12 protein-coding genes and 2 pseudogenes are annotated in these 17,461 nt (G+C 66.8%); 9 read left to right on the forward strand and 5 right to left on the reverse strand.

Going from position 1 to position 17,461, the window contains the following annotated elements; all coding sequences use genetic code 11:
• Nucleotides 1-30 precede the first annotated feature (30 nt).
• The 3 genes from ACE2AC_RS12655 to serA all read left to right on the forward strand — a co-directional run bounded on the left by ACE2AC_RS12655 (nucleotide 31) and on the right by serA (nucleotide 3,537).
• Entirely contained in the window at nucleotides 31-510 is a 480-nt protein-coding gene (locus ACE2AC_RS12655; RefSeq protein ID WP_375687563.1) for a hypothetical protein, read from the forward strand.
• A 173-nt stretch (nucleotides 511-683) separates the two neighbouring features.
• Nucleotides 684-1,838 (forward strand): phosphoserine transaminase, encoded by a 1,155-nt coding sequence (locus ACE2AC_RS12660; protein WP_375687565.1) that lies wholly within the window; start codon nucleotides 684-686, stop codon nucleotides 1,836-1,838.
• Nucleotides 1,839-1,938: 100 nt separating this feature from the next.
• The gene (gene serA / locus ACE2AC_RS12665; RefSeq protein WP_375687567.1) at nucleotides 1,939-3,537 is read left to right on the forward strand and encodes a phosphoglycerate dehydrogenase; all 1,599 of its coding nucleotides are present in this window, start codon (nucleotides 1,939-1,941) and stop codon (nucleotides 3,535-3,537) included.
• Between the two features lie 68 nt (nucleotides 3,538-3,605).
• Here serA and ACE2AC_RS12670 read toward each other — a convergent pair whose 3' ends face one another.
• A complete protein-coding gene (locus tag ACE2AC_RS12670) occupies nucleotides 3,606-3,995 on the reverse strand; it encodes a hypothetical protein (protein ID WP_375687568.1) in 390 nt (129 codons plus the stop codon).
• A gap of 165 nt (nucleotides 3,996-4,160) precedes the next feature.
• Between ACE2AC_RS12670 and ACE2AC_RS12675 the strand changes: the two genes are divergently transcribed.
• The 6 genes and pseudogenes from ACE2AC_RS12675 (at nucleotide 4,161) to ACE2AC_RS12700 (ending at nucleotide 11,997) form a co-directional block, all read left to right on the forward strand.
• Nucleotides 4,161-4,919 carry a metallophosphoesterase gene (locus tag ACE2AC_RS12675; protein WP_375687570.1) on the forward strand — a complete coding sequence of 253 codons (759 nt, stop codon included), beginning with the start codon at nucleotides 4,161-4,163 and terminating at the stop codon, nucleotides 4,917-4,919.
• A 91-nt stretch (nucleotides 4,920-5,010) separates the two neighbouring features.
• On the forward strand, nucleotides 5,011-6,189 hold the full coding sequence (locus ACE2AC_RS12680) for an acetyl-CoA C-acyltransferase family protein (RefSeq protein WP_375687571.1): 1,179 nt from the start codon (nucleotides 5,011-5,013) through the stop codon (nucleotides 6,187-6,189).
• Nucleotides 6,190-6,558: 369 nt separating this feature from the next.
• Nucleotides 6,559-7,905 carry an arylsulfotransferase family protein gene (locus tag ACE2AC_RS12685; protein WP_375687573.1) on the forward strand — a complete coding sequence of 449 codons (1,347 nt, stop codon included), beginning with the start codon at nucleotides 6,559-6,561 and terminating at the stop codon, nucleotides 7,903-7,905.
• Nucleotides 7,906-7,922: 17 nt separating this feature from the next.
• Nucleotides 7,923-8,156, forward strand: coding sequence for a hypothetical protein (locus ACE2AC_RS12690; protein WP_375687575.1), 234 nt, complete (start codon nucleotides 7,923-7,925; stop codon nucleotides 8,154-8,156).
• Nucleotides 8,153-9,652 carry a sulfotransferase gene (locus tag ACE2AC_RS12695; protein ID WP_375687576.1) on the forward strand — a complete coding sequence of 500 codons (1,500 nt, stop codon included), beginning with the start codon at nucleotides 8,153-8,155 and terminating at the stop codon, nucleotides 9,650-9,652. The genes ACE2AC_RS12690 and ACE2AC_RS12695 overlap by 4 nt, the downstream gene beginning before the upstream one ends.
• A 92-nt stretch (nucleotides 9,653-9,744) precedes the next feature.
• A pseudogene (locus tag ACE2AC_RS12700) lies at nucleotides 9,745-11,997 on the forward strand (response regulator).
• Here the strand turns inward: ACE2AC_RS12700 and yaaA are convergent.
• The 4 genes and pseudogenes from yaaA to ACE2AC_RS12720 form a co-directional block, all read right to left on the reverse strand.
• Nucleotides 11,998-12,774 carry a peroxide stress protein YaaA gene (yaaA, locus tag ACE2AC_RS12705; RefSeq protein ID WP_375687578.1) on the reverse strand — a complete coding sequence of 259 codons (777 nt, stop codon included), beginning with the start codon at nucleotides 12,772-12,774 and terminating at the stop codon, nucleotides 11,998-12,000.
• A 39-nt stretch (nucleotides 12,775-12,813) separates the two neighbouring features.
• Nucleotides 12,814-14,858 (reverse strand): annotated as a pseudogene (recQ, locus tag ACE2AC_RS12710) (DNA helicase RecQ).
• A gap of 206 nt (nucleotides 14,859-15,064) precedes the next feature.
• Nucleotides 15,065-16,087, reverse strand: a complete 1,023-nt coding sequence (locus ACE2AC_RS12715; protein ID WP_375687580.1) for an aspartate-semialdehyde dehydrogenase — start codon at nucleotides 16,085-16,087, stop codon at nucleotides 15,065-15,067.
• Between the two features lie 140 nt (nucleotides 16,088-16,227).
• Nucleotides 16,228-17,406 carry an MFS transporter gene (locus ACE2AC_RS12720; protein WP_375687581.1) on the reverse strand — a complete coding sequence of 393 codons (1,179 nt, stop codon included), beginning with the start codon at nucleotides 17,404-17,406 and terminating at the stop codon, nucleotides 16,228-16,230.
• Between the last annotated feature and the right edge of the window lie 55 nt (nucleotides 17,407-17,461).

Below are 17,461 nucleotides of genomic sequence, written 5' to 3' on the forward strand. Positions count from 1 at the left end.
TGCTTTTCGCCGAGTGGAACGCCGGTCGAGATGCTGCGCTGCGCCTATGGCTATGGCCTCGAACTGGCCGAGATCGGGACAGCCTACCCATCCCTCATGTCCGAAACCGATGCGCTTCGGCGCAGGGCGGGCGAGAAACTGGTGTGGGAGATGGAGATCTGGTTCCGGAACGGCGGCCCCTCGATCGACATGTGCCAGCACATCACCGCACCGCAGGTCACCAAGTCGACGGCGGCCAGCACGCTGGTGCTGAACCGCTATGTCGACGAGGTGTATGCCTGTTTCCGGGGCTATCACGAAGGCATCGAACGCAAGGTGCGCCGCAACATGGAGGTGGAGTACGTCACCTTCGATCCGGGCATCCTGGGCGTCGACATCAAGGCGCTGATGGAGCGGATGGCGGAAGAGACGCTGGAGTACCGCGACAGCGCGCACGGCCACCTTAACAACGCCAGGTCACGCAAACTGGACTACATGAAGAACCGCTACTCCGCCTGGGACTGGGATTGAACCGGGCGCGAAGTTTCCGATAGGCGTCACGCCCGCCACCCCGAGGGCAAAAAGCGGCGCACCGGCGCCCGACTGCGACATCTGTCACGTTGCGCAACCTTCGAATCGCCCATATAGACGGCGGCGGGACACCCCTCCCCAACGAGGGGCGCTTATCTGGAAGGTTAAGTCACATGGCTGACAAACACCCGGCAACGCGGCCGGCCAATCCGCGTTTCTCCTCTGGCCCCTGCGCCAAGATCCCCACATTCGAACTCGAAAAGCTCGCCGACGCCGCGCTCGGCCGCTCGCACCGCGCCGCCATCGGCAAGGACAAGCTGAAGGCGGCCATCGAGGGCACGCGCGAGATCCTCGGCATTCCCGCAGACTACCGCATCGGGATCGTCCCCGCGTCCGACACCGGCGCGGTCGAGATGGCCATGTGGTCGATGCTCGGCGCCCGCAAGGCGACCATGGTCGCATGGGAAAGCTTCGGCGCGGGCTGGGTCACCGACGTGGTCAAGCAGCTCAAGATCGACGCCGAGGTGAAGGAAGCCGGTTACGGCGAGATCGTGGATTTCGCCGACGTCGATTTCGACACCGATGTCGTCTTTACCTGGAACGGCACCACGAGCGGCGTGCGCGTGCCGAACGGCGACGCGATCCCGGCGGACCGCGCCGGCCTGACCATCTGCGACGCGACCTCGGCCGCGTTTGCGCAGGACCTGCCCTGGGACAAGCTCGATGTCGTGACCTTCTCGTGGCAGAAGGTGATGGGCGGCGAAGCGGCCCACGGCATGCTGATCCTCAGCCCCCGCGCCGTCGAGCGGCTGGAAAGCTACACGCCCGCCTGGCCGATGCCCAAGATCTTCCGCATGACCAAGGGCGGCAAGCTGAACGAAGGCATCTTCAAGGGCGAGACCATCAACACGCCCTCGATGCTGGCGGTCGAGGACTACCTTGTAGCGCTGGACTGGGGCCGTTCGGTCGGCGGGCTGAAGGGCCTGATGAAGCGCGCGGACACCAACGCCAAGGTGATCTGGGACTTCTGCGACGAACACGACTGGATCGAGAACCTCGCCGTCGACCCGGCGACACGGTCGAACACCAGCGTTTGCCTCAAGTTCACCGACGACCGGATCAAGGACGGCGCGGCATTCGCCAAGGCGGTGGCCAAGAAGCTCGAAGCCTACAACGCCGCCTATGACATCGGCGCCTATCGCGACGCCCCGGCGGGCCTGCGGATCTGGTGCGGTGCGACGGTCGAGGATTCCGACCTTCAGAAGCTGACCCTGTGGCTCAAGTGGGCCTTCGAGGCCTGCCTCGAGGAACAGTCCGAAGCGGCCTGACCCGGCGGTGCGTGGCAAGCACGCACCCTACCCCCACACACCATTGGGCGCGCGAACTCCGTGCGCCCACTCCCGAACATCCCTGCAAGGAACGCCTGACATGGCACCCAAGGTACTCATTTCCGACAAGCTCTCCGACGCGGCCGTCCAGATCTTCAAGGACCGCGGCATCGAGGTCGACTTCCAGCCCGACCTGGGCAAGGACAAGGACAAGCTGGCCGAGGTGATCGGCAACTACGACGGCCTCGCAATCCGTTCGGCCACCAAGGTGACCGAGAAGATCCTCGAGAAGGCCACCAACCTCAAGGTCATCGGCCGTGCCGGGATCGGCGTCGACAACGTCGACAAGGACGCCGCGTCCAAGAAGGGCGTGATCGTCATGAACACCCCCTTCGGCAACATGATCACGACGGCCGAGCACGCCATCGCGATGATGTTCGCCGTGGCCCGCCAAATCCCCGAGGCGTCGGCCTCGACCCACGCGGGCAAGTGGGAGAAGTCGAAGTTCATGGGCGTCGAGCTGACCGGCAAGACGCTGGGCGTGATCGGCGCCGGCAACATCGGCGGCATCGTCTGCGACCGCGCCCGCGGGCTCAAGATGAAGGTCGTGGCCTATGATCCGTTCCTCGGCCACGAGAAGGCCGAGAAGATGGGCGTCGAGAAGGTCGAGGACCTGGACGAGCTGCTCAAGCGCGCCGACTTCATCACCCTGCACGTGCCGCTGACCGACCAGACCCGGAACATCCTGTCCAAGGAAAACCTCGAGAAGACCAAGAAGGGCGTGCGGATCATCAACTGCGCACGCGGCGGACTGGTGGACGAGGCCGCGCTGGCCGAGCTGCTGAAATCGGGCCATGTCGCGGGCGCCGCCTTCGACGTGTTCCTCGAGGAACCGGCGACCGAGAACCCGCTCTTCAACCTGCCGAACGTGGTCTGCACCCCGCACCTGGGCGCGGCCACCACCGAGGCGCAGGAGAACGTGGCGCTTCAGGTGGCCGAGCAGATGTCGAACTACCTGCTCGACGGCGCGGTCGAGAACGCACTCAACATGCCCTCGATGACCGCCGAAGAGGCCAAGGTCATGGGCCCCTGGGTCGCGCTGGCCGGTCACCTCGGCAGCTTCATCGGCCAGATGACCGATGAGCCGATCAAGGCGATCAACATCCTCTACGACGGCCTCGTCTCCGAAATGAACCTCGCCGCGCTGAACTGCTCGGTGATCGCGGGGATCATGAAAAAGGCGAACCCGGACGTGAACATGGTGTCCGCCCCGGTCGTCGCCCAGGAACGCGGCATCCAGATCTCGACCACCAACCAGTCGAAATCCGGTGTGTTCGACGGCTACGTCAAGGTGACCGTCGTCACCGAGAAGCGCGAACGCTCCATCGCGGGCACCTGCTTCTCGGACGGCAAGCCGCGCTTCATTCAGATCAAGGGCATCAACATCGACGCCGAAGTCGGCAGCCACATGCTCTACACGACCAACAAGGACGTGCCGGGCGTGATCGGGACCCTGGGCTCGACCCTGGGCACCGCGGGCACCAATATCGCGAACTTCACCCTCGGCCGCGCTGCTGCCGGCGGCGAGGCGATCGCCCTCCTCTACCTCGACGAGGCGCCCAGCACCCACCTGGTGAAGTCGCTGCAGGACACCGGCGTGTTCGAACAGGTCAAGCCGCTCGAATTCGACGTGATCTGAGGCGTCTGAAGGCTTCGGCAAAGGGGCGCCCCCGGGCGCCCCTTTTCGTGTCCGCGGGTGCCCTGGCCTCAGCCCGCCGCGCCCGGCACCGCCCGCCTGCGGTTCGTCAGCACCACGACCAGGAACAGCAGCATCGACAGGATCGAGAGCACCGATCCGATCTTGGCCAGCGTCTCGCCGGTCTGGTGGATGGCCGAGACGATACCCGGCACGATCACCACCACCCCCGCCAGAGCCACCGCGAGGTGCGCCTTGGCCAGCATCGTGTTCGCCGCCCCTGGCACGAGGTGATAGTAGACCCCGAAAATCGCCAGGCTGACCCAGCCCAGCAGGTTGAGATGCGCGTGGGCCGGCGCAAGCGTGTGATCGCCCGTCGCCGACATCTGGATACCCCACGCCATGCCGATTAGCGCGCAGAGCGCACCGGCGGCGAGAAAGATCATTGCAATACCGTTCATCTGTGTCGTCCCCCAGGATAACCCCGTTGACGGCCCCGTCGTTGCGAGACCGATGAGACTATTGTCTCATAAAATTGAATTCCGCCAAGTGGATTCTTAAGGGCCCGGCGCCGACCCGGGCTCCGGCACCTTTCCAATCGCCACGCGCCATGCTTCCCTTCGGCCATGACCCTCTATGCGATCGCGGACATCCACGGCCACCGCGCCCAGCTGGATAAGGCGCTGGCCCGGATCGACGCCGACGGCGCCGCGCCGGGGGACGAGGTGATCTTTCTCGGCGACTACATCGACCGCGGCCCCGACTCGCACGGGGTGATCGACCGGCTGGCGACGGGACGGGCCGAGGGGCGGAACTGGACCTGCCTGCTGGGCAACCATGACCGGATGATGCGGCACTACCTGGCCACCGGCAGCCCGCTGGACCCCGGCGGGCGCACCGGCCTGCCCTGGACGCACGACCGTTTCGGCGGCGCCTGCTTCCGGTCCTACGGCGTCGATCCCGACCCGCGCCGCGCGCCCGAGGATCTCTGGGCCGCGTTCCGGGCCGCCGTGCCGCAGGCCCATGTCGATTTCCTGGACACGCTCGACCTGACGGCCACCCGCGGCGACCTGCTGTTCGTGCATGCGGGCATCCGGCCCGGCGTCGCGCTGGACGGACAGGCCGAGGATGACCTGGTCTGGATCCGCGGCACGTTCCTGGACCATCCGGGGCCACATCCCTGGCGGATCGTGCACGGCCACACCGCCCTGCCCGCACCGCGCCATTTCGGCAGCCACATCGACCTTGACGGCGGCACCGGCATGGGACGGGAGCTGTTTCCGGCGGTGTTCGAGGGCGACGACTGCTTCCTGCTGACCAGGGACGGTCGCCAGCCGCTGCCGCCCCGCCCTCTCGCCGCCGGAGAGGTGCCGCCCTGGGGCTGAGGCACCTCCCCGCATTGCATGATCCGCCGTGACCGGGCAAGACAGGCGGGACCCCGGCGCATCCCCGCGCCGCTGAACCGGGAGAGAGTACATGAAAGACATCGTCATCCTCGACGGCGCCCGCACCGCCATCGGCACTTTCGGCGGCAGCCTCGCCGGCGTCGCGCCGATCAGCCTTGGCGCCACGGCGGCAAAGGCCGCGCTGGAACGCTCGGGCGTCGAGGGCGCGCAGATCGGTCACGTCGCCTATGGCCACGTCATCAACACCGAGCCGCGCGACATGTACCTGAGCCGCGTCGCCGCGATGGAAGCCGGCGTGCCCGACACCACCCCGGCGATGAACGTGAACCGCCTCTGCGGCTCGGGCGCGCAGGCCATCGTCTCGGTCGTTCAGTCGCTCGCCATGGGGGATGCCGACTTTGGACTGGCCGGCGGCGCCGAGAGCATGTCCCGCTCGCCCTACATCAACCCATCGGAACGCTGGGGGCAGAAGATGGGCGACATCAAGATCCTCGACATGATGCTGGGTGCGCTGAACTGCCCCTTCGGCACCGGCCACATGGGCGTCACGGCCGAGAACGTGGCCGGCGAGCATGACATCAGCCGCGAGGCGATGGATGAATTCGCGCTCGCCAGCCAGAAACGCGCCGCCAACGCGATCGAACAGGGCCATTTCAAGTCGCAGATCGTGCCGGTCGAGGTGAAGATCAAGCGCGACCTCGTCCCCTTCGACACCGACGAGCACCTCAAACCCGCCACCACGCTCGAGGCGCTTGCCGGCCTGCGGCCCGCCTTCCAGAAGGACGGCCGTGTCACCGCCGGCAACGCCTCGGGGATCAACGACGGCGCGGCGGCGATCGTCCTGGCCACCGCCGAGGCGGCCGAGAAGGCGGGCCTGAAGCCCCGGGCACGGGTGCTGGGCTATGCCCACGCGGGCGTCCGCCCCGAGGTGATGGGCATCGGCCCGGTCCCCGCCGTGCGGAGCCTGCTGGAGCGCACCGGCCTGTCGGTTGCGGACTTCGACGTGATCGAATCGAACGAGGCCTTCGCCTCCCAGGCGCTGGCGGTGAACAAGGAACTGGGCCTCGACCCGGCCAAGGTGAACCCGAACGGCGGCGCCATCGCGCTTGGCCACCCGGTCGGCGCCACCGGCGCGATCATCACGGTCAAGGCGCTCTACGAGCTTGAGCGCATCGGCGGCAAGCGCGCGCTGATCACCATGTGCATCGGCGGCGGCCAGGGCATCGCGCTGGCGATCGAACGGCTCTGACGCGGCGGATGGGGGCGACGCCCTCGCAGGATTTACTTCAAGCAAGCGCCCGGAGGCATCCGGGCGCCTCTTTTTTGCGGCAATTCGCCCATCCTGCCGAGGATTCCCCGGCCAGCCGTCCGCACAGCGATCTGGTGGCTTGCGGCACCGCTGACCCTACGTTAGCATGAGATAAATTTGTTGTTTCTGAGGCTCTTGGTACGTCGCAAGCCGGGTGACCCAGGCCAGGCAGGCATGTGGGTCCAGCCATGTTGTACCGGGATCCGGATATTGAGATTCTGATCTAGCCCGGGTGTCCCCTGATTCATCGCGCAGGGAACCATGCTCCGGTTCACACCGGCACCCGGGCAGCTTGGCACGGGATGAGCTATGTTCAGCAGGTACGTGTTCTTCCTCAGCCTGGCGATCGTTGGTTTCGTGGCGGCCTTCATGCTGGGCGCCTTTGCCTACCGCGGAAACCACTTCCCGATCCCGCAGATCAAGATGGCGCAGGAGACGCTTAAAGAGAACTTCGATCCGGCCGAGGACCCGACCTTCAAGCACCTTCAGCCCGCGCGGGGGCAAGGCAGCGGCGTCACCAGGAACACCGTGCCTGATGCTGACTCCCTGGTGATGATGGCGGGATTTTTCGACGGCGAGAACCAGGTTCGTATCGTGCGGCGGGACGGCAGCCTGGTCTGGAAATGGTCGATGGACTACTTCGATCATTTCCCGGACCTGGCCAACCGGGTCTGCGACGTGGCATCGCCGCTGCGGGTCGACACCCATGGCGCCCACGTCACCCCGCAGGGCGAGGTGCTGGTGAACTACGAATACTGCGGCACCGTGAAGGTCGACCAGTGCAGCGACGTGATCTGGCGCATCGAGTCGCCGACGCACCACTCGCTGGTTCCGGCCGAAGCGGGCGGCTACTGGATCCTCGGGCGCAAGAAATGGGCGGCGCGCGAGGCGCCCGACCGTTTCCCGCCGTTTTCGACGCCCGCCAACGATGACCTGATCCTTGAGGACACGCTGATGAGGATCAGCGAGGACGGTGAGGTGCTCGACGAGATCTCGATCCCCATCGTCCTGCTCGAAAACGATCTCATGGCCCCGGTCACCAGCGGGCGGGTGGAATTCCTGAAGTTCCGGCCGGGCCGGACCGAGCTGTTGCATGCGAACCAGGCGACGGAACTGCCGTCGGCCCTGGCCGATGCCTTTCCCCTGTTCGAGGCCGGCGACATCGCCATTTCGATTCGGGACCTGAACTTTGTCTTCGTGATGGATCCCGACACGCACGAGGTCAAATGGCACCAGACTGGCCCCTGGCTGCGCCAGCATGACGCGGAATTCCGGACGGACGGGCGGCTGTCGATGTTCAACAACAACACCTACCGCAACGCCTACAGGAACGAACGCACCAACCTGAAGTATCCGTTCACGACCAACATCATAGCGATCGATCCCGTGTCCGGAGAGACCGAGGTGCTCTTCGGCGAGCGGCCCGGGGAAGAGATGCTGTCTGTCATCCGGGGCCAGCACGAGAACCTCGATGGAAACGGCCTCCTGATCACCGAATTCGACGCCGGCCGCGTGCTCGAGGTCGACGGGGCTGGAGAGGTCGTCTGGGAATACGTGAACGCCTACGACGACAAGAACGTGGGCGAAATCCGCAACGCCGTCGTCTTGCCCGGCGACTACTTCGAAACCGAACTGGGGCCCTGCACCAGCGATTGATTTCAAGGAGGACGAGAATGAAGTTGAACCAAGCAAGGATCCCGCTTGTTCTTGCGGCCGCATTCGCCGCGACCCTGCCGAACACCGCCCTGGCCTACATCGGGCCGGGTGCCGGCCTGGGCGCCATCGCGGTCACGGTGGCACTTGTCGTCGGTGTCCTGCTCCTTCTGGTGGGACTGGTCTGGTACCCTCTCAAGCGCGCCCTGAAGAAGCCGAAGCCCACCGGTGAAATCAAAAGCGGATCGGAATGATCCTCTCGATCCTCGTGTCGCTGGTCGCGGTGGCGGGATTCGGCATCGCGCTGTGGAAACTGGCCATCGTCGGGATTGCACGGTCGGCCATTGGCGCGGCCACCGACGGCGTGTCGTCGATGCTAGACAGTGAGCTTGACGATGACCAGAAAGAGGTCGCGGTCCGCCGCGCGGGGCTGAGCCTGATCCGTTCGGCCTTCGACATCTTCTGGCGCTTCGCGGTCGCCCTGGCCGCGGCCGCGGCGCCGATCTTCCTGGCCGATCTTGTCGGCCTGGTGTCGGCCGATGCCGTGATCGACCTGATGCTCAGCTGGGAATACATCCTCATCGTCTCGGTCCTGGCGATCCTGGTTTCCGAGCTCCTGCGCCGCCGCAACCGGTCTGCGACCGCGCAAACGGACGAGGTGAACCGCTATTCGACCGCCGACCGCTTCTTCCACATGCTGGCCTTTTCCAGCCCCTGGGTGCTCAAACGCGCGTCCTCGCTCGAGGACAGGGTCGTCTCGGGCCTGCCCGCCGACCCCGCCGCCCGGCCTATCTTCATCACATCGCTGGCGCGCGGCGGCACCACCGCGCTGCTGAACGCGTTCCACGATATCCCCGGCATTGCCACCCACACCTACCGCGACATGCCCTTCCTCACGGCCCCGGTGCTCTGGAACCGATTGACGGGCGGCAGCCGCCGGACCGTCGAACGCCACGAGCGGGCGCATGGCGACGGGCTCGAGATCGACCTCAACAGCCCCGAGGCGTTTGAAGAGGTGGTCTGGAAACTTTGCTGGCCGGGCAAGTACGGCGCCACCGGCATCGCCTGCTGGGACACCCCCGACCGGGACCCGGCGTCCGAGGCGTTCCTTTCCCACCACATGGCCAAGATCGTCCATGCGCGGCAGGGCCAGACGCCGGCCGTACCGCCGGACGGCGGGCGCTACTGCTCCAAGAACAACGCCAACATCGCGCGCATCCCCTTCCTCAGGTCCGCCTTTCCCGACGCGTCGATCGTCGTCCCGGTCCGCCAGCCCGGGGCACATGCAGCGTCGTTGCTCCGCCAGCACAAGAACTTCTGCTCGCTGCAGGAGGAGGATCCCTTTATCCGCCGCTACATGCGCGACATCGGGCATTTCGAATTTGGCCAGATCTTCAAACCCCTGCTGTTTCCGGGCGTGCGCGACAATGCCCATGACCCCTTCTCGGGCGACTACTGGCTGCAGTACTGGATCGATGCCTTCGACCATGTCGCGAAACATGCCGACGACTGCATCTTCGTCCTGCAGGACGACCTGCGCGCAGACCCGCAGGACACCATGGACGATCTCTGCGCCCGCCTGGGGCTGAACACCGGCACCATGTCCTTTGCCGGGTATTTCCATTCCAAGCCAGACAATCCCATGTCCGATCTCTTCAGCCCGGCGCTGCACCAGAAGGCCACCGTCCTCTACGACCGGCTCAGGGCGATGGCCGACCGGCAGAAAGCCAGGACGCTCGAACTCTCCTGACGTTTGGCCCCACCTCGGTGAACGCTTAATTCACCAAGTTCCGCCAGCCTGCGACCATTACAGGAACCACCGCACCGGGGCCGCCCTTGGCCATGAGCCTTGCCGAAAAGCTGTCCGAGGAACGCCGCGCCCGACTCGCGGCGGAACGGCTGCTGGAACAGAAGCAGGCGGAACTGCATGCCGCCAACCGCAAACTGGGGCGCCACGCGCAGCAACTGTCGGAAGAGATCGTCGAAACCCGGGCGGAGGTGCAGACCGTCCGGAGCGAGAACCAGCGTTACCGTTCCGAGATCACCGAGGCGAACCAGAAGATCGCCATCGCCGAACGGCGGTTGTGGCTGTCGATCCAGTCGATCCAAGACGGGTTCGCCTTCTTCGACGCCGACGGCCTGCTGATCGCGGCGAACCCGGCGTGGCTGTCGATCTTCGAGGGGCTGGAAGAGATCGCGCCCGGCGTCTCGTTCGTGCGGATGCTGCAGCTGGCGACCGAGGAGGGGATCGTCGATCCCGGCACCGACACCGGCGATGGCTGGCGCCGCCGGATGATCGCCCACTGGGAAAGCCCGGTGCCCGAGCCCGAGGTCGTGCGGCTCTGGAACGGGCAGTTCATCCGCCTGATCACCCGGCGCGGCCACGGCGGCGACGTGGTGAACCTTGCCACCAACATCACCGCCACCGTCCGCTATGAGCGCCGCCTTCAAGAGGCGCGGCGCCGGGCCGAGGCGGCCAGCCGGGCGAAATCCGCCTTCCTCGCAAACATGAGCCACGAGATCCGGACGCCGATGAACGGTGTGGTCGGCATGGCCGAACTGCTCTGCGACACCGAACTGAGCGAGGAACAGAAACTCTATGCCGACACGATCCGCAATTCGGGCGAGGCGCTGCTGGTCATCATCAACGACGTGCTCGACTACTCCAAGATCGAGGCCGACAGGCTGGAGCTGCACCCGGCCGCTTTCGACCTGGAACGCTGCATCCACGAGGTGGTGACGCTGCTGCTGCCCTCGGCACGGGACAAGGGCCTTGAGGTGATCGTCGACTACGACCTTTTCCTGCCGACCCGCTTCGTCGGGGACCAGGGCCGGATCCGGCAGGTGCTGACCAACCTCGTCGGCAACGCGGTCAAGTTCACAGCGCGCGGCCACGTGCTGATCCGGGTGGTCGGTCTGCCGGTGGGGGACGGGCAGCAGGTGCGCCTGCACCTCACGGTCGAGGACACCGGCATCGGCATCGCGCCGGACAAGGTCGCCCACATCTTCGAGGAGTTCCGCCAGGTCGAGGATGACCGCAACCGTTCGTTCGAGGGAACCGGGCTGGGGCTCGCCATCTCGCGCCGGTTGATCGCGCTGATGCAGGGCGAGATCTGGGTGGACAGCGAACCGGGCGAAGGATCGGCCTTCGGCTTTCGCATCACTCTCCCGCTGGCCGAGGGCGAGAGCGCGGCCAGCACCCCGGTCGCCCTGCCCGCGCCGCTGCGGCGGGTGCTGATCGTCGACGATTCCGAGGTCAATCGCACCATCCTCGCCCGGCAGATCGGCGCGCTCGGGGCCGAGGTGACGCTCTGCGCCTCGGGCGCCGAGGCGCTGGACCGGGTCGGCAGCGGCATCGACCTGGTGCTGAGCGATCACAACATGCCCGGCATGGACGGGCTCGAGCTGGTCCAGGCGCTGCGCGATTCGGGGCACAGGCAGCCGGTGGTGATGCTCAGCTCCAATCCCGGCTAGGCCGAGATGGACCCCGCCCGCACCCTGCTGGCCGCGCTGCTGCAGCGCCCGACGCCGCGCAAGGTCCTGTTCGACGCGATCGGACGATTGGGCACCGCGCCGGGTGCTGGGGTCTTGGCGGATAAGCGTACGGCATCGCATGTTCCGACCTTCCGCTCCGCCCGGCCTAACGCAGCGCCCGAACCCGCCGCCGGCCGGTTGCTGCGCATCCTCGCGGCCGAGGACAATGCCACCAACCGCATCGTGTTCCAGAAGATGCTGCGTGACGCGCAGGTTGACCTGCAGTTCGCCAACGACGGGGTCGAGGCCGTCACCGCATGGCGCGCCTTCCGGCCGGACCTGATCTTCATGGACATCTCCATGCCTCGGCTCGACGGCAAGGCGGCGACGGCGCAGATCCGCGCGGCCGAGGCGGCCGAGGGTCTGAAGCGCGTACCGATCGTCGCGATGACCGCCCACGCGGTCGACGGGGACGAGGCGGACATCCTGAGCGCGGGGCTCGACGCCTACCTGTCGAAACCGCTCAGGCGCGACGCCATACGGCAGTGTATCGAAAGCCGCCGCCCGTCGGAAACCGCCGCGCCTTTCCCGACGCCACCACGGGCCACCGGTGCCGCGTGATCAGGCCCCGGTCTGGCGCGGACGGGTGAAGGCCGGCAGACCGGGCTTTGACCGCGCCCGGTCGTGGCGATAGCCGTCGAGGTCGAAGCCCACGATCCCCTCGGGCGTGGTCACATCCCGGGTGATCAGCCAGCGCGCCATCGCCCCCCGCGCCCGCTTGGCGAAGAAGGAGATCGTCTTGGCGCTGCCGTCCTGCTCTTCGAGGAACTGGGGCGTGATCAGCGTGAGGCCGAGCGCCTTAAGATCGACCGCGCCGAAGTATTCCTGGCTGGCGCAGTTCACCAGCGTATCGGTGCCGAGCGCCGCGGCCTGCCGCTTGAGCGCCCTGGCCGGCGTGTCGCGCCAGTAGTCGTAAAGGCTCTTGCCCCGCCGGGTGTGCAGGCGACTGCCCATCTCCAGGCGGTAGGGCTGGATCCCGTCGAGCGGACGCAGCACGCCATAGAGGCCCGAGAGGATGCGCAGGCGCTCCTGTGCGCGGGCCATCTCGTCCACTCCGAACGTCTCGGCCTGCAGACCCTGGTAGGTGTCCCCGGCAAAGCAGAGGGCTGCAGGGCGCAGGGTGTTGTCCGCGGGAGCGTCCTCGAAGGCGCGGAAGCGGTCGCGGTTCAGCCGGGCCAGGTCGTCGGAGAGGTCCATAAGCCCGCGCAGGTCGCCCAGCGTCAGGTTGCGCATGGTCTTTGCCAGCCGGTTGGCATCTTCGAGGAACTCGGGCGTGGTCATCGCCACGTCGCGGTCGCTCCAGTCGAGCTTCTTGGCCGGTGAAATCGTGATCAGCATGCGCCACCCCTCAACAGAACACCCTCCCGTCCGCCGGACTTACCCGGCCTCGCGCAGGACGTCCAGAAAGGCGGCGCCGAAGCGTTCCGCGCGACGGTCGCCGAGGATCCGGTTCAGGCTGTCCTCGTCTCCCGGGCGCTGTTCGGCCACCTTGGCCAGCAGCGAAGCCGAGCAGGAAAGCGGCTTGTCGATCCCCTCGGGCCCCCGCGCCAGTTCACTCTGCGCCGCCATCAGCCGGTCATAGAGTTGGCCGGTGTCCCGCCCCGCCAGCCTGCGGCGCTGCGGATGCTGCTCTTCGACCGCGCCGGTGATCACCTCGAGGAAGGTCGCGCCGTAGCGTTCGAGTTTCTTGGCGCCGATGCCGCTGATCCGGGCCATGTCGTCCAGCGTCTGTGGCCGCGTTTCGGCCATCTCGATCAGCGTGCGGTCGGGGAAGATGACATAAGCCGGGACGCGCGCCGCCTCGGCCAGCGCGCGGCGCTTGGCCTTGAGCGCCGACAGCAGCGGTTCGTCCTCTTCCGACACCAGCGTCCTGACGGCGGTGCGGCTGGCGCCGCGGGCGCGGTCGATGCTGTCCTTGCGCAGGTCGATCGTCGCCTCGCCGCGCAGGATCGGGCGGGCGGCCTCGGTCATCGTCAGCGCACCGTGGCGGTCGGGATTCGGGCGGATCAGGTCGTGGCCCATCATCTGGCGGAACACGGCGGACCATTCCCGGCGCGACAGGTCGCGCCCGACGCCGAAGGTCGGGAGGTCGTCGTGCCGCCGGGCACGGATCTTGTCGGTCTCGTTCCCGGTCAGGATGTCGGTCAGGTGGCCCGCGCCGAACCATTCCTCGGTCCGCAGGATGGCCGACAGCGCCTTGCGCACGGCCTCGGTCCCGTCAAAGACCTCGGGCGGCTTGTCGCAGAGATCGCAGTTGCCGCAGGGCGCGGCATCCTCGCCGAAATAGCGCAGCAACTTCACCCGCCGGCATTCCAGCGCCTCGGCCAGCCCCAGCAGCGCGTTCAGGCGGCCGTGGTCGGCGGCCCGGCGTTCGGGGGGTGCGAGGCCTTCGTCAATCTGTGACCTGCGCAGGCGTATGTCGTCGGGACCGAAGAGCGTCAGCGTCTCGGACGGCGCACCGTCGCGGCCTGCGCGGCCGATCTCCTGGTAATAGGCCTCGATGCTCTTGGGCAGGTCGGCATGGGCCACCCATCGGATATCGGGCTTGTCGACGCCCATCCCGAAGGCGACCGTGGCGACGACGATCAGCCCGTCTTCCTGCTGGAACCGGGTCTCGGCGATGCGCCGGTCCTCGGCCTCCATCCCGCCGTGGTAGTGGATCGCGTGGTGGCCGTCCTCGCGCAGGGCCTGGGCCAGCGTTTCGGTCTTGGCGCGGGTGCCGCAATAGACGATGCCCGACTGGCCCTTCCGTGCGGCGGCGAATGCCAAGATCTGCCGGCGGGGATTGTCCTTGGCCTCGAAGGCGAGGTGGATGTTCGGCCGGTCGAAGCCGCGCAGGAATATCTCGGGCTGGGCACCGTCGAAGAGGCGGGTGACGATCTCGGCCCGGGTCTCCTCGTCCGCGGTGGCGGTAAAGGCGGCAACGGGCACGTCCAGCGCGCGCCTGAGGTCGCCGATCCGCAGGTAGTCTGGGCGGAAATCATGGCCCCACTGGCTGACGCAATGCGCCTCGTCCACCGCGATCCGGGTCACGCCGATCCTCCGCAGGGTGCGCAGCGTGCCCTCGTTGGCCAGGCGCTCGGGTGCGAGGTAGAGCAGCTTGAGCGTCCGGTCCTCGATCCGCTCCCAGACATAGTCGGTTTCCTCGGGCGTGTTGCCCGAGGTCAGCGCCCCCGCCTCGACCCCGGCCTCGCGCAGCCCTCGGACCTGGTCGCGCATCAGCGCGATGAGCGGAGAGATGACGATCGTCACGCCATCCGAGACAAGCGCCGGAAGCTGGAAGCAGAGCGACTTGCCCCGCCCGTCGGCATGATCGCCAGCACGTTGCGATCGGCGGTCACGGCCTCGACGATCTCGGCCTGTCCGGGGCGGAAGCCGTCGAATCCGAATACATCGCGAAGGAGCTGGGCAGCGTCGCTCATCGGGCCTGTGTTTTATGGTTGATCTGCTCTTAGTGGGACTTTCCCATACTAAGATTCGGTAAACAAGGGGCCGGAGCGCGAGATGTTGTGTTCCGCCGCGGGATCCAGGCTGAAACGCGGTATGGGGAAAACAGATCAGGCCCGGCGTGCGGCCGGGCCTGATCATCGAAACGGTGGCTTGGGTGAGGTCGCTGACCCCGCGGGGCTCAGCCCTTTTTCAGGCACTCGCGGCCGAGCACTTCGGCGATCTGCACCGCGTTCAGCGCCGCGCCCTTGCGCAGGTTGTCCGAGACGACCCACATGTTCAGGCCGTTCTCGATCGTCGAGTCCTGCCGGATACGCGAGATGAAGGTGGCGAAATCGCCGACGCATTCGATCGGGGTGACGTAGCCGCCGTCCTCGCGCTTGTCGATCACCATGCAGCCCGGCGCCTCGCGCAGGATATCGCGGGCCTCGTCCTCGTCGAGGAAATCCTCGAACTCGACGTTGACCGCCTCGGAATGGCCAACGAACACCGGCACCCGCACGCAGGTCGCCGTCACCTTGATCTTGGAATCCAGGATCTTCTTGGTCTCCGCGACCATCTTCCACTCTTCCTTGGTGGAACCGTCTTCCATGAAGACGTCGATGTGCGGGATCACGTTGAAGGCGATCTGCTTGGTGAACTTCTTGGTCTCGACGTCAGAGGTCGGGTTGTAGATCGCCTTGGTCTGATCCCAGAGCTCGTCCATGCCTTCCTTCCCGGCGCCCGAGACGGACTGGTAGGTCGACACCACCACGCGCTTGATCTTGGCGCGTTCGTGCAGCGGTTTCAGCGCGACGACCATCTGCGCGGTCGAGCAGTTGGGGTTCGCGATGATGTTCTTCTTGGTGTAGCCGTGGATCGCCTCGGCGTTGCACTCGGGCACGATCAGCGGGACGTCCGGGTCGTAGCGGTAGAGCGACGAGTTGTCGATCACGACGCAGCCGGCGGCCGCAGCCTTGGGCGCGTATTCCTTCGTCGGGCCGGAGCCGACGGCAAACAGCGCCATGTCCCAGCCGGTGAAGTCGAAGGTGTCGAGGTCCTGGGTCTTGAGTGTCTTGTCGCCGAAACTCACCTCGGTTCCCAGCGACCGGCGCGAGGCCAGCACTGCGATTTCGTCGATCGGGAATTCCCGCTCGGCGAGGATGTTCAGCATTTCGCGGCCCACGTTGCCCGTGGCGCCGACGACAGCGACTCGATAACCCATGAATTAAACTCCTTTCGGTTCGGGGCGCTCCATAATCTATGGCCCGATTTTGGGGAAGCGACTTTTCGTGATCGTGCGGTTCGCCAATCCAGATGGGGCCGATCGCGAAAATTGCAAACCGGACGTCGCGTGGCGCGGTGTCAGTCGGTGCGGTCCGGGGCCTTCACGTAGGCCAGCACCCCCACCGCCAGCGCCACCGCGTAGAACAGGAACAGCGCGTCGTAGGCATCGGCATAACTGCCGCCGCCGGTGACGATCCGTTCGTGCATCCGCCCGGTCAGCATCTGCGACACGCCGACCCCCACCATCCCGCAGAGGTTCATCAGCGTGACGCCCCGCCCGACGAGGTGCGGCGGAAAGAACGCCCGCCCGTGCGACATCAGGAGCGCGTAGGTGCAGGTGAAGAAACAGATGCCCGCCAGCATCGCGGCCGAACGGACAAGGTCGTCATAGGGCAGGACCACCATCAGGAGGCACAGCACCATCGCCACCAGATTGCCGCCAAAAGCCAGCCACTTGCGCGTGCCGAACAGCCGTTCGGCCGGGCCGTAGAGCAGCGAGCCCGCGATCATCGCCACCCCGAGGATCAGCGCCACCGTCCCGATCACCCCCTGCGAGGCGCCGAAAAGCTCGGACAGGAACGGGCCGGTCCAGACCCCCCGGAATCCGCCCGACGGCATGTAACTGACCGTCATCAGCGGCAGGATCGCCCACATTGCCGGGATCTTCAGGATGTCGAGGAGCGAGCCATGCGCCTCCGTCACCACCCGTTCGGGATCGCGCACCACGAACAGGAGGCCGACCGCCACGCCCGCGCTGATCACCGCCAGCGCGGCCACCGCGACGCGCCAGCCCAACACCTCGGAGGCCCAGACCATCGGCAGAGACGAAAAGATGCTGCCCGAGGTCCCGATGCCCAGGATCAGCCCGGCGAGGGTCGAGAAACGCGCCGCCGGGAAGTCGCGCGCGAGGATGTAGTAGGCGGCCATCAGCACCGGCGCGCAGCCGACACCCAGGAGCGCCATCGCGGCCGAGATGTGCCAGGGCTGGGTCGCCACGGCAAAGAGCGCCGCACCCCCGGCCCCGCCGAGCAGCAGCAGCCAGCCCGAGGTCCGCCGCGGCCCGATCCGGTCGAGCGCCGCGCCCACGGGCACCTGCATCGCGGCAAAGCTGAGAAACCAGAGCCCCGACGCCGCGGCCAGCTGGTCCGGTGCCGCGCCGAGGTCGTCCTGCAGGGGCACCGTCAGCACCGACAGGAACGAGCGGTAGAACTGGCTCAGCACGTAGGCGAGCCCCAGAAGCGCCAGATCCTTCCGCATGTTCCCTCCCCCGCGTCAGCCCCGCATGCCTATGCCGGTCACGCGGGGCCCGCAA

Source organism: Pseudooceanicola sp. LIPI14-2-Ac024, from assembly GCF_042188925.1.
Taxonomy (GTDB): domain Bacteria; phylum Pseudomonadota; class Alphaproteobacteria; order Rhodobacterales; family Rhodobacteraceae; genus Pseudooceanicola.

What these genes read in the sequence shown, in the direction of transcription:
- ACE2AC_RS12685 (WP_375687573.1), top strand. Translation starts at nt 6,559, where the DNA reads ATGTTCAGCAGGTACGTGTTCTTCCTCAGCCTGGCGATCGTTGGTTTC.
- ACE2AC_RS12660 (WP_375687565.1), top strand. Translation starts at nt 684, where the DNA reads ATGGCTGACAAACACCCGGCAACGCGGCCGGCCAATCCGCGTTTCTCC.
- ACE2AC_RS12680 (WP_375687571.1), top strand. Translation starts at nt 5,011, where the DNA reads ATGAAAGACATCGTCATCCTCGACGGCGCCCGCACCGCCATCGGCACT.
- ACE2AC_RS12690 (WP_375687575.1), top strand. Translation starts at nt 7,923, where the DNA reads ATGAAGTTGAACCAAGCAAGGATCCCGCTTGTTCTTGCGGCCGCATTC.
- ACE2AC_RS12715 (WP_375687580.1), bottom strand. Translation starts at nt 16,087, where the DNA reads ATGGGTTATCGAGTCGCTGTCGTCGGCGCCACGGGCAACGTGGGCCGC.
- yaaA (WP_375687578.1), bottom strand. Translation starts at nt 12,774, where the DNA reads ATGCTGATCACGATTTCACCGGCCAAGAAGCTCGACTGGAGCGACCGC.
- ACE2AC_RS12720 (WP_375687581.1), bottom strand. Translation starts at nt 17,406, where the DNA reads ATGCGGAAGGATCTGGCGCTTCTGGGGCTCGCCTACGTGCTGAGCCAG.
- ACE2AC_RS12655 (WP_375687563.1), top strand. Translation starts at nt 31, where the DNA reads ATGCTGCGCTGCGCCTATGGCTATGGCCTCGAACTGGCCGAGATCGGG.
- ACE2AC_RS12670 (WP_375687568.1), bottom strand. Translation starts at nt 3,995, where the DNA reads ATGAACGGTATTGCAATGATCTTTCTCGCCGCCGGTGCGCTCTGCGCG.
- serA (WP_375687567.1), top strand. Translation starts at nt 1,939, where the DNA reads ATGGCACCCAAGGTACTCATTTCCGACAAGCTCTCCGACGCGGCCGTC.
- ACE2AC_RS12675 (WP_375687570.1), top strand. Translation starts at nt 4,161, where the DNA reads ATGACCCTCTATGCGATCGCGGACATCCACGGCCACCGCGCCCAGCTG.
- ACE2AC_RS12695 (WP_375687576.1), top strand. Translation starts at nt 8,153, where the DNA reads ATGATCCTCTCGATCCTCGTGTCGCTGGTCGCGGTGGCGGGATTCGGC.